The organism is Pseudomonas sp. 1152_12 (genome assembly GCF_052850675.1).
Window position 1 is genome coordinate 22,309 of record NZ_VXCW01000008.1, and the last position, 13,243, is coordinate 35,551.

At 54.1% G+C, this 13,243-nt stretch carries 25 protein-coding genes; all 25 read left to right on the forward strand.

Annotated elements, in window-relative coordinates; genetic code table 11:
• On the forward strand, positions 1-276 hold the full coding sequence (rpsS, locus tag FW764_RS16195) for a 30S ribosomal protein S19 (protein WP_003232420.1): 276 nt from the start codon (positions 1-3) through the stop codon (positions 274-276).
• 11 nt (positions 277-287) lie between these two features.
• Positions 288-620 carry a 50S ribosomal protein L22 gene (rplV, locus tag FW764_RS16200; RefSeq protein WP_003103908.1) on the forward strand — a complete coding sequence of 111 codons (333 nt, stop codon included), beginning with the start codon at positions 288-290 and terminating at the stop codon, positions 618-620.
• A 13-nt stretch (positions 621-633) separates the two neighbouring features.
• Positions 634-1,320, forward strand: a complete 687-nt coding sequence (gene rpsC / locus FW764_RS16205; protein ID WP_003176422.1) for a 30S ribosomal protein S3 — start codon at positions 634-636, stop codon at positions 1,318-1,320.
• A gap of 12 nt (positions 1,321-1,332) precedes the next feature.
• Positions 1,333-1,746, forward strand: coding sequence for a 50S ribosomal protein L16 (gene rplP, locus FW764_RS16210; RefSeq protein WP_003232424.1), 414 nt, complete (start codon positions 1,333-1,335; stop codon positions 1,744-1,746).
• Positions 1,746-1,937 carry a 50S ribosomal protein L29 gene (gene rpmC / locus FW764_RS16215; RefSeq protein WP_002555481.1) on the forward strand — a complete coding sequence of 64 codons (192 nt, stop codon included), beginning with the start codon at positions 1,746-1,748 and terminating at the stop codon, positions 1,935-1,937. The genes rplP and rpmC overlap by 1 nt, the downstream gene beginning before the upstream one ends.
• A gap of 2 nt (positions 1,938-1,939) precedes the next feature.
• Positions 1,940-2,206 (forward strand): 30S ribosomal protein S17, encoded by a 267-nt coding sequence (rpsQ, locus tag FW764_RS16220; RefSeq protein WP_003176419.1) that lies wholly within the window; start codon positions 1,940-1,942, stop codon positions 2,204-2,206.
• Positions 2,207-2,229: 23 nt separating this feature from the next.
• Complete coding sequence (gene rplN, locus FW764_RS16225) at positions 2,230-2,598, forward strand: 50S ribosomal protein L14 (RefSeq protein ID WP_002555479.1); 369 nt, start codon at positions 2,230-2,232, stop codon at positions 2,596-2,598.
• Positions 2,599-2,609: 11 nt separating this feature from the next.
• Positions 2,610-2,924, forward strand: a complete 315-nt coding sequence (rplX, locus tag FW764_RS16230; protein ID WP_003176416.1) for a 50S ribosomal protein L24 — start codon at positions 2,610-2,612, stop codon at positions 2,922-2,924.
• A gap of 20 nt (positions 2,925-2,944) precedes the next feature.
• Entirely contained in the window at positions 2,945-3,484 is a 540-nt protein-coding gene (rplE, locus tag FW764_RS16235; RefSeq protein WP_003176415.1) for a 50S ribosomal protein L5, read from the forward strand.
• A gap of 13 nt (positions 3,485-3,497) precedes the next feature.
• Positions 3,498-3,803, forward strand: coding sequence for a 30S ribosomal protein S14 (rpsN, locus tag FW764_RS16240; protein ID WP_003176414.1), 306 nt, complete (start codon positions 3,498-3,500; stop codon positions 3,801-3,803).
• 208 nt (positions 3,804-4,011) lie between these two features.
• The gene (gene rpsH / locus FW764_RS16245; RefSeq protein ID WP_010566853.1) at positions 4,012-4,404 is read left to right on the forward strand and encodes a 30S ribosomal protein S8; all 393 of its coding nucleotides are present in this window, start codon (positions 4,012-4,014) and stop codon (positions 4,402-4,404) included.
• 12 nt (positions 4,405-4,416) lie between these two features.
• The gene (rplF, locus tag FW764_RS16250; RefSeq protein WP_003176412.1) at positions 4,417-4,950 is read left to right on the forward strand and encodes a 50S ribosomal protein L6; all 534 of its coding nucleotides are present in this window, start codon (positions 4,417-4,419) and stop codon (positions 4,948-4,950) included.
• Positions 4,951-4,960: 10 nt separating this feature from the next.
• Entirely contained in the window at positions 4,961-5,311 is a 351-nt protein-coding gene (rplR, locus tag FW764_RS16255; RefSeq protein ID WP_017135964.1) for a 50S ribosomal protein L18, read from the forward strand.
• Between the two features lie 3 nt (positions 5,312-5,314).
• Positions 5,315-5,815 (forward strand): 30S ribosomal protein S5, encoded by a 501-nt coding sequence (gene rpsE / locus FW764_RS16260; RefSeq protein ID WP_003176409.1) that lies wholly within the window; start codon positions 5,315-5,317, stop codon positions 5,813-5,815.
• Positions 5,816-5,817: 2 nt separating this feature from the next.
• Positions 5,818-5,994 (forward strand): 50S ribosomal protein L30, encoded by a 177-nt coding sequence (gene rpmD / locus FW764_RS16265; RefSeq protein WP_003176408.1) that lies wholly within the window; start codon positions 5,818-5,820, stop codon positions 5,992-5,994.
• 3 nt (positions 5,995-5,997) lie between these two features.
• A complete protein-coding gene (gene rplO, locus FW764_RS16270) occupies positions 5,998-6,435 on the forward strand; it encodes a 50S ribosomal protein L15 (protein ID WP_003176407.1) in 438 nt (145 codons plus the stop codon).
• Entirely contained in the window at positions 6,436-7,764 is a 1,329-nt protein-coding gene (secY, locus tag FW764_RS16275) for a preprotein translocase subunit SecY (protein ID WP_083356525.1), read from the forward strand. It begins immediately after the preceding gene.
• Positions 7,765-7,792: 28 nt separating this feature from the next.
• The gene (gene rpmJ, locus FW764_RS16280) at positions 7,793-7,909 is read left to right on the forward strand and encodes a 50S ribosomal protein L36 (protein WP_002555468.1); all 117 of its coding nucleotides are present in this window, start codon (positions 7,793-7,795) and stop codon (positions 7,907-7,909) included.
• Between the two features lie 129 nt (positions 7,910-8,038).
• Complete coding sequence (gene rpsM, locus FW764_RS16285) at positions 8,039-8,395, forward strand: 30S ribosomal protein S13 (protein ID WP_003210063.1); 357 nt, start codon at positions 8,039-8,041, stop codon at positions 8,393-8,395.
• Positions 8,396-8,425: 30 nt separating this feature from the next.
• Complete coding sequence (rpsK, locus tag FW764_RS16290; protein WP_002555466.1) at positions 8,426-8,815, forward strand: 30S ribosomal protein S11; 390 nt, start codon at positions 8,426-8,428, stop codon at positions 8,813-8,815.
• An 18-nt stretch (positions 8,816-8,833) separates the two neighbouring features.
• Complete coding sequence (gene rpsD, locus FW764_RS16295) at positions 8,834-9,454, forward strand: 30S ribosomal protein S4 (RefSeq protein ID WP_003210056.1); 621 nt, start codon at positions 8,834-8,836, stop codon at positions 9,452-9,454.
• A 22-nt stretch (positions 9,455-9,476) separates the two neighbouring features.
• Positions 9,477-10,478, forward strand: a complete 1,002-nt coding sequence (locus FW764_RS16300) for a DNA-directed RNA polymerase subunit alpha (protein WP_003176403.1) — start codon at positions 9,477-9,479, stop codon at positions 10,476-10,478.
• Positions 10,479-10,519: 41 nt separating this feature from the next.
• Positions 10,520-10,906: a 50S ribosomal protein L17 gene (gene rplQ / locus FW764_RS16305; RefSeq protein WP_007918448.1), complete on the forward strand. Its 387-nt coding sequence runs from the start codon at positions 10,520-10,522 to the stop codon at positions 10,904-10,906.
• Between the two features lie 242 nt (positions 10,907-11,148).
• Positions 11,149-12,594 carry a catalase gene (locus tag FW764_RS16310; protein WP_446434761.1) on the forward strand — a complete coding sequence of 482 codons (1,446 nt, stop codon included), beginning with the start codon at positions 11,149-11,151 and terminating at the stop codon, positions 12,592-12,594.
• Positions 12,595-12,749: 155 nt separating this feature from the next.
• Complete coding sequence (gene bfr, locus FW764_RS16315; protein ID WP_015886133.1) at positions 12,750-13,214, forward strand: bacterioferritin; 465 nt, start codon at positions 12,750-12,752, stop codon at positions 13,212-13,214.
• Positions 13,215-13,243 lie beyond the last annotated feature (29 nt).

The following is a 13,243-nucleotide window of genomic DNA, read 5'->3' on the forward strand; positions in this document are numbered from 1 at the left end:
GTGCCACGTTCTCTGAAAAAAGGTCCTTTTATTGATCTTCACCTACTGAAGAAGATCGAAGTGGCGGCGGAAAAGAACGATCGCAAGCCGGTGAAAACCTGGTCGCGTCGTTCGATGATCCTGCCACAAATGGTCGGTCTGACCATCGCTGTACACAACGGTCGCTTGCACGTCCCAGTTCTCGTGAACGAAGACATGGTCGGCCACAAACTAGGCGAGTTTGCCGGTACCCGCACTTATCGTGGGCACGTGGCAGACAAGAAAGCCAAGCGTTAAGGGGTTAGGAAATGGAAGTAGCCGCTAAGTTGTCGGGCGCTCGAATCTCCGCCCAGAAAGCCCGCTTGGTCGCCGACCAGATCCGCGGGAAGAAGGTGGGCGAAGCGCTCAACCTGTTGGCTTTCAGCAGTAAGAAAGCCGCCGAGATCATGAAGAAAGTGCTGGAGTCGGCCGTAGCCAACGCCGAGCATAACGAAGGCGCAGACGTTGATGACCTTAAAGTCAGCACCGTTTTCGTCAACGAAGGGCGTTCGCTGAAGCGCATCATGCCACGTGCCAAAGGCCGTGCTGATCGCATCGTCAAGCGGTCTTGCCATATCACTGTCAAGGTTGCTGACAAGTAACGGAGTCGAAGAGATGGGTCAGAAAGTACATCCCATTGGCATTCGCCTGGGAATCGTCAAGGAGCACACCTCCGTCTGGTACGCAGACGGTCGGACTTATGCGGACTATTTGTTCGCTGATCTGAAGGTGCGTGAGTATCTCCAAGACAAACTAAAAAGCGCGTCCGTAAGCCGTATCGATATCCATCGTCCGGCGCAAACTGCACGTATCACCATCCACACCGCTCGTCCAGGTATCGTTATCGGGAAGAAAGGTGAAGATGTTGAGAAACTGCGTCAGGACCTGACCAAGCAAATGGGTGTGCCTGTGCACATCAATATCGAAGAGATCCGTAAGCCGGAGCTCGACGGTATGCTGGTTGCGCAGAGCGTAGCTCAGCAGCTGGAGCGTCGCGTAATGTTCCGTCGTGCTATGAAGCGCGCCGTACAGAACGCCATGCGCATTGGTGCCAAAGGCATCAAAATCCAAGTGAGCGGTCGTCTCGGCGGTGCTGAAATCGCACGTACTGAATGGTATCGCGAAGGTCGTGTGCCACTGCACACCCTGCGTGCCGACATCGACTATGCCAACTACGAAGCTCACACCACTTACGGTGTGATCGGTGTAAAGGTTTGGATCTTCAAAGGCGAAGTAATTGGTGGTCGCCAAGAAGAACTGAAACCACAAGCACCAGCGCCTCGTAAAAAAGCTGCTAAGTAAGGGGTACGCCAAATGTTGCAACCAAAGCGTACGAAGTTCCGCAAGCAGATGACAGGCCACAACCGTGGTCTGGCTCAGCGCGGTAGCAAAGTCAGCTTCGGCGAGTTCGCGCTGAAGTCTGTAGCTCGTGGTCGTCTCACCGCTCGTCAGATCGAGTCAGCGCGTCGTGCACTGACCCGTCACGTTAAACGTGGCGGCAAGATCTGGATCCGTGTATTCCCGGACAAGCCGATCTCCAAAAAGCCTCTCGAGGTTCGTATGGGTAAAGGTAAGGGTAACGTGGAATACTGGGTAGCCCAGATTCAGCCAGGCAAAGTCCTGTATGAAATCGAGGGTGTAACTGAAGAGCTGGCGCGTGAGGCTTTTGCCCTGGCTGCTGCAAAGCTGCCGCTCGCCACCGCCTTTGTTAAACGGACGGTGATGTGATGAAAGCGAATGAACTTCGTGAAAAATCCGCACAGCAGCTGAACGAGCAACTGCTCGGCCTGCTGCGCGACCAGTTCAATCTGCGTATGCAGAAAGCAACTGGCCAGTTGGGGCAGTCTCATCTGCTCTCGCAAGTTAAGCGTGACATCGCTCGCGTGAAGACTGTGCTCAACCAGCAGGCAGGTAAGTGATCATGGCTGAAGCCGAAAAGACTGTCCGTACGCTGACTGGCCGTGTTGTCAGCGACAAGATGGACAAAACCATCACCGTTTTGATCGAGCGTCGCGTTAAGCACCCGATCTACGGTAAATATGTTAAGCGTTCGACTAAGCTGCACGCGCACGACGAAACCAACCAGTGCCACATCGGCGACAAAGTCACTATTCGTGAAACTCGTCCGCTGGCCAAGACCAAGTCTTGGGCGCTGGTTGATGTTCTCGAACGCGCTGTGGAAGTCTAAGGACTAGGGGTCGGAGAAATTATATGATTCAGACTCAATCCATGCTCGATGTGGCCGATAACAGCGGCGCTCGCCGTGTTATGTGCATCAAGGTGCTGGGTGGCTCCCATCGTCGTTACGCTGGTATCGGTGACATCATCAAAGTTACCGTTAAGGAAGCAATTCCTCGCGGTAAAGTGAAAAAAGGCCAAGTGATGACTGCTGTTGTAGTCCGCACTCGTCACGGCGTGCGCCGTGCAGATGGCTCCATTATCCGCTTTGATGGCAACGCTGCTGTTCTTCTGAACAACAAGCAAGAGCCGATCGGCACCCGTATCTTTGGGCCAGTGACCCGTGAGCTTCGTACTGAGAAGTTCATGAAGATCGTCTCGCTCGCCCCAGAAGTGCTGTAAGGAGATCCGACATGCAAAAGATTCGTCGTGACGACGAGATCATCGTGATCGCCGGCAAAGACAAAGGTAAGCGCGGTAAGGTGCTTAAGGTTCTCGCGAATAACCGTCTGGTTATTGGTGGTCTGAACCTGGTTAAGCGCCATACCAAGCCTAACCCTATGTCGGGCGTACAAGGCGGTATCGTCGAAAAAGAAGCTCCGCTGGACGCTTCTAACGTCGCCATTTTCAACGGCGAAACCAACAAGGCTGACCGCGTTGGTTTCAAAGTTGAAGATGGCAAGAAAATTCGTGTCTTCAAGTCGACCCAAAAAGCGGTTGATGCTTGAACACTGCTAGGTAGAAGACCATGGCACGACTAAAAGAGATTTACTGGAAAGAAATCGCACCGAAGCTTAAGGAAGAACTTAAGCTCTCGAACGTGATGGAAGTTCCACGCGTTACCAAAATCACCCTGAACATGGGTCTGGGCGAAGCGGTCGGTGACAAAAAAGTCATCGAGCACGCTGTCGCTGACCTGGAAAAGATCACCGGTCAAAAAGTCGTTGTGACTTACGCTCGGAAATCCATCGCTGGCTTTAAAGTCCGTGAAGGTTGGCCGATCGGCGTCAAAGTGACTCTGCGCCGTGAGCGTATGTACGAATTCCTGGATCGTCTGCTGTCGATCTCCCTGCCTCGGGTCCGCGACTTCCGCGGCCTGAATGCCAAGTCCTTCGATGGTCGTGGTAACTACAGCATGGGCGTGAAAGAGCAGATCATCTTCCCGGAAATCGACTACGACAAGATCGATGCTCTCCGCGGTCTGGACATCACCCTGACCACCACTGCCAAGAACGATGATGAAGGTCGCGCCCTGTTGCGTGCTTTCAAATTCCCGTTCCGCAACTGATTGGAGTAGGACCATGGCCAAGATGAGCATGAAAAACCGCGAGCTGAAGCGTCAGCTCACGGTTGCCAAGTACGCCAAGAAGCGTGCAGCACTGAAAGCAATCATCGTTGATCTGAACGCAAGTCCAGAAGCACGTTGGGAAGCGACAGTTGCTCTGCAGAAGCAGCCACGTGACGCAAGCGCTTCGCGCATGCGTAACCGCTGCCGCCTGACCGGTCGTCCACACGGCGTTTACCGCAAGTTCGGCCTCGGCCGTAACAAACTGCGTGAAGCGGCAATGCGTGGTGACGTACCAGGTCTGGTTAAAGCCAGCTGGTAAGTACTTTCAACGTCCAGGTGGGCAGAATCGCAAGATACTGACCGCCGGTGACCTTGAATCTGGAACAAGCCCCTTTTGGGGCTTGTTTCATTTCCGGAGTATGTCTAAAATACGCGGCTCGCCTGAGCCCGTGTTTTTTATGCTCGGAGATTCTCGGCGACATATATAGCCGCAAGGCTAATTTTTTTGTATTAGGAGCGTCTAGCCCATGAGTATGCAGGACCCGTTAGCGGACATGCTAACTCGTATCCGTAATGCCCAGATGGCTGAAAAGTCCGTCGTAAGCATGCCATCTTCCAAGTTGAAGGTAGCTGTTGCCAAAGTCCTGAAAGACGAAGGCTACATTGCGGGTTATCAGATCAGCAGCGAAACCAAGCCACTGCTGTCCATCGAGCTGAAGTACTTCGAAGGCCGTTCGGTCATCGAGGAAGTGAAGCGCGTTAGCCGTCCAGGCCTGCGTCAGTACAAGTCCGCCGAAGATCTGCCGAAAGTTCGTGGCGGTCTGGGCGTGTCTATCGTCTCCACCAACAAAGGTGTGATGACGGATCGTGCTGCGCGCGCTGCCGGTGTCGGCGGCGAAGTTCTTTGCACTGTGTTCTAAGGGGGGATAAGCATGTCTCGCGTCGCTAAGAACCCCGTTAAGCTGCCAGCCGGTGTCGAAGTAAAATTCGCAGGCCAACAGCTTTCGGTGAAGGGTGCCAAGGGCACTCTTGAACTGAACATCCATTCGTCCGTTGAGATCGTTGAAGAAGCTGGTGAGCTGCGTTTCGCTGCTCGCAATGGCGATCAACAAACTCGCGCAATGGCCGGTACCACGCGTGCGTTGGTAAACAACATGGTCCAAGGCGTAAGCCAAGGCTTCGAGCGCAAGCTCCAGCTGGTCGGTGTTGGTTACAAAGCGCAAGCAAAAGGCACGGTTTTGAACCTTGCCCTTGGCTTCTCGCACCCAGTGGATTACGAACTGCCGGAAGGCATCACCGCTGAGACCCCTAGCCAAACCGATATCCTGATCAAGGGTATTGATAAGCAGCTGGTAGGTCAGGTGGCCGCTGAGATCCGCGACTTCCGTCCACCAGAGCCGTACAAAGGCAAAGGTGTGCGCTACGCGGACGAAGTCGTCCGTCGTAAAGAAGCCAAGAAGAAGTAGGGCATAGCAAATGACCGACAAAAAAGTTACTCGACTGCGTCGCGCTCGCAAAGCACGCCTGAAAATGCACGAACTCGAAGTCGTGCGTCTCTGCGTGTACCGCTCGTCGCAGCACATCTACGCCCAGGTCATCTCGGCCGACGGCAACAAAGTCCTGGCAAGCGCCTCGACTTTGGATAAAGAACTGCGTGATGGTGCCACCGGCAACATCGACGCGGCCACAAAGGTTGGCCAGCTGGTCGCTACACGTGCTAAGGCCGTGGGCGTCTCGCAAGTGGCTTTCGACCGCTCTGGCTTCAAGTACCACGGTCGCGTGAAAGCGCTGGCTGATGCTGCTCGTGAAGCTGGGCTGGAGTTCTAAGTTATGTCAAATAACGACCAAAAGCGCGACGAAGGCTACATTGAGAAGCTGGTTCAAGTTAACCGCGTAGCCAAAACCGTTAAAGGCGGCCGTATCTTCACTTTCACCGCGTTGACCGTGGTGGGTGATGGTAAAGGGCGCGTTGGCTTCGGCCGTGGCAAGTCACGTGAAGTGCCTGCTGCGATCCAGAAGGCAATGGAAGCTGCTCGTCGCAACATGATCCAAGTTGATCTGAACGGCACCACGCTGCAGTACGCAATGAAGTCCGCCCATGGCGCTTCGAAGGTGTACATGCAGCCTGCTTCTGAAGGTACCGGTATCATCGCTGGCGGCGCTATGCGTGCTGTCCTCGAAGTTGCTGGCGTTCAGAACGTTCTGGCCAAGTGCTACGGCTCGACTAACCCGGTAAACGTGGTTCACGCCACTTTCAAAGGTTTGAAAGCTATGCAATCTCCTGAGTCCATCGCTGCGAAGCGTGGTCTGACTGTCAAGGAGATCTTCTGATCATGGCTACCGTTAAAGTAACGCTGATCAAAAGCATGACCGGCCGCATCCCTAACCACAAACTGTGCGTTAAAGGTTTGGGTCTGCGTCGCATCGGTCACACTGTAGAAGTCCAGGATACTCCCGAGAATCGCGGGATGATCAACAAGGCTTACTACATGCTGCGTGTAGAGGGTTAATCGATGAAACTCAATGATCTGAGTCCAGCGCCGGGTTCCCGTCGCGAAAAGCATCGTCCGGGCCGTGGTATCGGTAGCGGTTTGGGTAAGACTGGTGGCCGTGGCCACAAAGGTCAAACCTCCCGCTCCGGTGGCACCATCGCTCCAGGCTTTGAAGGCGGTCAACAGCCGCTGCATCGTCGCCTGCCTAAGTTCGGTTTCGTATCCCTGAAAGCCATGGACCGCGCAGAAGTGCGTCTGTCCGAGCTGGCTAAAGTGGAAGGCGACATCGTTACTGTGCAGACCCTGAAAGATGCCAACGTGATCAACGTCAACGTACAGCGTGTGAAAATCATGCTGTCCGGTGAAGTGACTCGCGCTGTCACTATCGGCAAGGGAATCGGCGCCACCAAAGGTGCGCGTTCGGCTATCGAAGCAGCTGGCGGCAAGTTCGAGGAATAAATGGCTAAGCAAGGTGCTCTCTCAGCGCTCGGCAAAGGCGGTATGTCTGAACTTTGGGCTCGTCTGCGTTTTCTGTTCCTGGCGATTATCGTCTACCGAATAGGCGCACACATCCCGGTTCCAGGTATCAACCCGGACCGACTCGCAGACCTGTTTCGACAGAATGAGGGGACCATTCTTAGCTTGTTCAACATGTTTTCTGGCGGCGCGCTGGAACGGATGAGCATCTTTGCACTGGGGATCATGCCGTACATTTCGGCATCGATCATCATGCAACTGATGACCGCCGTCAGCCCGCAGCTGGAGCAGTTGAAGAAGGAAGGTGAGGCTGGCCGTCGCAAGATTAGCCAGTACACCCGCTACGGCACTGTCGTCCTCGCCCTGGTTCAAGCTATCGGCATGTCCGTCGGCTTGGCGGGGCAGGGGATTGCGTTCACTGCTGACTTTGGCTTCTATTTCGTCGCGGTATCCACTTTTGTGGCTGGTGCGATGTTCATGATGTGGCTGGGTGAGCAGATTACTGAGCGTGGTGTTGGTAACGGTATCTCGATGTTGATTTTCGCAGGTATCGTCGCCGGTCTTCCGCGAGCAATTGGGCAGTCTTTCGAGTCTGCGCGTCAGGGTGATATCAATATTTTCGCCTTGGTTGCTATCGGTTTGCTGGCAGTAGCGATTATCGGTTTTGTGGTGTTCATTGAGCGTGGTCAGCGACGTATTGCTGTTCACTACGCCAAGCGTCAGCAGGGCCGTAAGGTCTTTGCTGCGCAGACCAGCCACTTGCCGCTGAAAGTGAATATGGCCGGTGTTATTCCGGCAATTTTCGCGAGCAGCATTTTGCTGTTTCCGGCTTCGTTGGGTACCTGGTTTGGTCAGTCTGAAAATATGGGCTGGCTGCAGGACCTCTCTCAGTCGATCGCTCCTGGTCAGCCGTTGAATATTCTGCTGTTTAGTGCAGGGATTATTTTCTTCTGCTTCTTCTATACGGCGTTGATGTTCAATCCGAAAGACGTAGCGGAAAACCTGAAGAAGTCCGGTGCCTTTATTCCGGGTATCCGTCCAGGTGAGCAGTCTGCGCGCTACATTGATGGCGTTCTGACTCGTTTGACCCTGTTCGGTGCTCTATATATGACGGCCGTGTGCTTGTTGCCCCAGTTCTTGGTGGTTGCAGCAAACGTTCCGTTCTACCTTGGCGGGACCTCGTTGCTGATCGTGGTCGTGGTTGTGATGGACTTCATGTCCCAAGTACAATCGCACCTCGTTTCGCACCAGTACGAATCCCTGATGAAGAAAGCCAACCTGAAGGGCTACGGCAGCGGCATGTTGCGCTGAGTACCCCATAAGGTTCGAGGAGTTGGTGATGAAAGTTCGTGCATCGGTGAAAAAGCTGTGCCGTAACTGCAAGATTATTCGCCGCGAAGGTGTTGTTCGAGTAATTTGCAGCGCGGAACCGCGTCACAAACAGCGCCAAGGCTGAGTGTGATCCGCTTGAAGCCCGGCAGCTAGTGCGCTGCCGGGTTGATTATTTGTTATTACAGCGATATTATCTCGCGCCCTATTTCTTGGCTTCCGGGGCGTAGGTAGCTGTCAATTGGAGTCCCACTGAATGGCCCGTATTGCAGGCGTTAACATTCCAGATAACAAGCACACTGTTATCTCGCTGACCTACATCTATGGTGTTGGTCGCACTACTGCGCAGAAAATTTGCGCAGACACTGGGGTAAACCCAGCCGCTAAGATCAAAGATCTGAGCGACGAGCAGATTGAGCTGTTGCGTGGCGAAGTGGCGAAGTTCACCACTGAAGGTGACCTGCGTCGCGAAATCAACATGAAAATCAAGCGTTTGATGGACCTCGGTTGCTACCGTGGTCTGCGTCATCGTCGTGGTCTTCCAGTACGCGGTCAGCGTACCAAGACTAACGCGCGTACCCGTAAAGGTCCGCGTAAGCCGATCCGCAAGTAATCGCCCACGCGAATCGACAGGAAATTAATCATGGCAAAACCTGCTGCTCGTCCTCGTAAAAAAGTTAAAAAGACAGTGGTTGATGGCATCGCCCACATCCATGCATCTTTTAACAACACAATCGTGACCATCACCGACCGTCAAGGTAACGCGCTTTCTTGGGCTACCTCCGGTGGTTCGGGTTTCCGCGGTTCCCGCAAGTCCACCCCGTTTGCTGCTCAAGTAGCTGCTGAACGTGCTGGCCAAGCTGCGCTGGAATATGGCCTGAAAAACCTCGACGTTAACGTCAAAGGTCCAGGTCCAGGTCGTGAGTCTGCTGTCCGTGCTTTGAACGGCTGTGGCTATAAGATCGCCAGCATCACCGACGTGACGCCAATCCCGCACAACGGGTGCCGTCCGCCGAAGAAGCGCCGCGTGTAATCCAGGAGATTGTAAAGAATGGCTCGTTACATTGGTCCAAAATGCAAACTCGCTCGTCGCGAAGGCACCGATCTCTTCCTGAAGAGCGGCGTGCGCGCGATCGAATCGAAGTGCAACATTGAAGCAGCACCTGGTATCCACGGCCAACGCCGCGGTCGCCAGTCCGATTACGGCACCCAACTGCGTGAAAAGCAGAAGGTCCGTCGTATCTATGGCGTTCTCGAGCGTCAGTTCAGCGGCTACTACAAAGAAGCTGCTGGCAAAAAAGGTGCAACCGGTGAAAACCTGCTGCAACTGCTCGAATGCCGTCTGGACAACGTTGTATACCGTATGGGCTTTGGTTCGACTCGTGCCGAATCCCGTCAGCTGGTATCGCACAAATCCGTCAGCGTAAACGGCCAAACCGTTAACGTTCCGTCTTACCAGGTTCGTGCTGGTGACGTAGTCGCGATTCGCGAGAAAGCAAAAAACCAACTTCGCATTGTCCAAGCTCTCGATCTGTGTGCCCAACGTGGCCGCGTAGAATGGGTAGAAGTAGACACTGAGAAGAAGTCGGGCGTTTTCAAGAACGTTCCTGCTCGCAGTGATCTGTCCGCCGACATCAACGAAAGCCTGATTGTCGAGCTCTACTCCAAGTAAGGGCTAGAAAATAGGTGCATCCATGCAGATTTCGGTAAATGAGTTCCTGACACCCCGCCACATTGATGTGCAGGTTGTCAGTCCAACCCGCGCCAAGATCACTCTCGAGCCTCTCGAGCGTGGTTTTGGCCACACCCTGGGCAACGCGCTGCGCCGCATCCTGTTGTCCTCAATGCCCGGCTGTGCAGTAGTCGAGGCCGAGATTGACGGTGTGCTCCACGAGTACAGCGCCATCGAAGGTGTACAGGAAGACGTAATTGAAATCCTGTTGAACCTTAAAGGTCTGGCTATCAAGCTGCACGGCCGTGACGAAGTTACGCTGACCTTGTCGAAGAAGGGTTCGGGGGTGGTTACCGCTGCCGATATTCAGCTGGATCATGATGTCGAGATCGTTAACCCCGATCACGTAATCGCTAACCTGGCGTCTAACGGCGCCCTGAACATGAAGCTCACCGTAGCTCGTGGTCGTGGTTATGAACCGGCCGACTCGCGTCAGAGCGATGAAGACGAAAGCCGCAGCATTGGTCGCTTGCAGCTTGACTCTTCGTTCAGCCCGGTTCGCCGTATCGCATACGTGGTTGAAAACGCCCGTGTCGAGCAGCGTACTAACCTGGACAAGCTGGTTATTGATCTGGAAACCAACGGTACTCTGGATCCTGAAGAGGCAATCCGCCGCGCTGCAACCATTCTGCAACAGCAGTTGGCTGCGTTCGTCGACCTCAAAGGTGACAGCGAACCAGTGGTAATCGAGCAGGAAGACGAGATCGATCCGATCCTGCTTCGCCCGGTTGACGATCTGGAACTGACTGTACGTTCGGCTAACTGCCTTAAGGCGGAAAACATTTACTACATCGGCGACCTGATTCAGCGTACCGAAGTAGAACTGTTGAAGACTCCGAACCTGGGCAAGAAATCCTTGACTGAAATCAAGGACGTTCTGGCCTCCCGCGGTCTGTCCCTCGGCATGCGCCTCGACAACTGGCCGCCTGCAAGTCTTAAGAAGGACGACAAGGCGACTGCCTGATCGTCGTAATCACCGAACGTGAGTTTGGTAAGGAATGAACCATGCGTCATCGTAAAAGTGGTCGTCACCTGAGCCGTACCAGCTCGCACCGCAAGGCCATGTTTCAAAACATGGCGGTGTCGCTGTTCGAGCACGAGCTGATCAAAACTACACTGCCGAAAGCTAAAGAACTGCGTCGCGTTGCTGAGCCGCTGATCACTTTGGCCAAGACAGACAGCCTGGCTAACCGCCGTCTGGCTTTCGACCGTACTCGTTCGAAAGCTATCGTTGGTAAGCTCTTCAACGACCTGGGCAAGCGTTACGCTACCCGTGAGGGTGGCTACCTGCGCATCCTCAAGTGCGGTTTCCGCACTGGCGACAACGCGCCTATGGCGTACGTCGAGTTGGTTGATCGTGCTACTGCCGGCGAAGCTGTAAGCGCCGAGTAAGACGACAGTCTGCAACGAAGAACCGGGCCTAGTGCCCGGTTTTTTGTGGGCGACTGAAAAGCTGTCTATATTCCTTACGTCGCTGCCGATGCTCTTATTAAACTAATAGCTACTTGCTGGGGTGCGTCGTTAGTTATTTTCTATCAGAGTCCATGATTTAATGCATTTGATGGTGTCATCTTGATGGTCAATACTCCCTCCAAGCCGATGAGTCGGCAGTTCCTAGACTGACCTGAGGAAGATTGAGCATGAGTAAAATTCTTACTACCGCCAGCGGTGCACCCGTTGCGGATAACCAGAACTCTCGTACCGCCGGCCCGCGCGGCCCCTTGCTCTTGGATGACTTTCATCTGATCGAGAAGCTTGCGCACTTCAACCGTGAAAACATCCCGGAACGCCGTGTGCATGCGAAAGGTTCGGGTGCACACGGTACGTTCACCGTGACCCGAGATATTACCCAGTACACCCGCGCAAAGCTGTTCGAATCCGTCGGAAAAAAAACGCCAACCTTCCTGCGTTTCTCTACGGTAGGCGGCGAACGTGGTTCAGCGGATACAGCTCGCGATCCGCGTGGTTTCGCTTTGAAGTTCTACACCGAAGAGGGCAACTGGGACATCGTTGGCAACAACACCCCGGTGTTCTTCATCCGCGACCCGCTGAAGTTCCCTGACTTTATTCATACCCAGAAGCGTTTGCCGCAAACCAATCTGAAAAGTGCACAGATGGTATGGGATTTCTGGTCACTGTCTCCCGAGGCGCTGCACCAGATCACCATTCTGTTCTCAGATCGTGGCACTCCAGATGGCTACCGCCATATGCACGGTTTCGGCAGTCATACCTATAGCCTGATCAACGCCAAGGGTGAACGTCACTGGGTGAAGTGGCACTACAAAACCAAGCAAGGTATAAAAAACCTGACGCCTGAGGAGGCGACCCGCATTGCCGGCACTGATCCTGATTACGCTCAACGTGACCTGTTCAGCGCTATTGAGCGCCGAGACTTTCCCAAGTGGAGCGTCAACATTCAGGTCATGACCGAGGCTCAGGCCGTTGCTCACTACGAAAACCCGTTTGACGTGACTAAAACCTGGTCACAGCAGGAGTTTCCGTTGATTGAGGTTGGCGAACTGGAGTTGAACCGTAATCCGCTGAATTACTTTGCTGAAGTCGAGCAGGCATGCTTTGGCCCAAGCAATATGGTTCCGGGCGTCGGCCTGTCGCCAGACCGCATGCTGCAAGGCCGTGTTTTTGCTTATGCCGACGCTCACCGCTATCGTGTCGGAACCAACCACCAGCAGTTGCCGGTCAATGCCCCGTTGAGTCCGGTTAGCAACAATCAGCGTGACGGTGCAATGTCCCTTGGTTTCGGTGGCGCGTCTCCTAACTATGAACCAAACAGCGTCGTTGGTACCCCACAACAGGCGCCTCAGTACGCTGAGCCGCCTCTGGCGCTGAATGGTGCGGCGGATCGTTACGATCAGCGTGAAGACACCGATTACTACAGCCACGCCGGCGCGCTTTTTCGCCTGATGGACGATGGTCAGAAAACCCTGCTGATCAACAATATTGTCGGTGCGATGACTGGAGTGACTAGCGATGTGGTTCAGCGGCAGCTGCAACACTTTGTCAAAGCTGATGCTGATTACGGCCAACGCATCGCAAGAGGATTGGGCGTAACAATTAACTGACTCTAAACGATAAGCAGAACCGCCCTCATTTGGGCGGTTTTTGCGTTATTTCAGCTATTTTTCACCGGAAATCTTCACTTTTCTGCCGTTGATCCCGTGACCTCCAGGTCATCATGGTTCAAACTACAGACTTTAAAGCAGGGAGATGTAGGGCGATGCAAGGTCACCCCGACGTAATCGATTACCTCAACACGTTGCTGACGGGCGAACTGGCAGCTCGTGACCAATATTTTATCCACTCGCGCATGTACGAAGACTGGGGCTTTACCGAGCTCTACGAGCGTATCAACCACGAAATGGAAGAAGAGGCGCAGCACGCCGACGCATTGATGCGCCGCATCCTGATGCTCGAAGGCACGCCGCGTATGCGCCCAGACGACCTGGATGTGGGCACCACGGTGCCTGACATGCTCGCCGCTGACCTTCGCCTCGAGTACAAGGTGCGTGCCGCGCTCTGCAAGGGCATCGAACTCTGCGAGCAGCACAACGACTATGTCACCCGCGAGATTCTGCGGGTGCAGTTGAATGATACCGAAGAAGATCACACCTACTGGCTGGAAAAGCAGTTGGGCCTGATCAAGCTGGTTGGCCTGGAAAATTACCTGCAATCGCAGTTCTGATTCCCGGTTACATAAAAGCCCCTGTCACC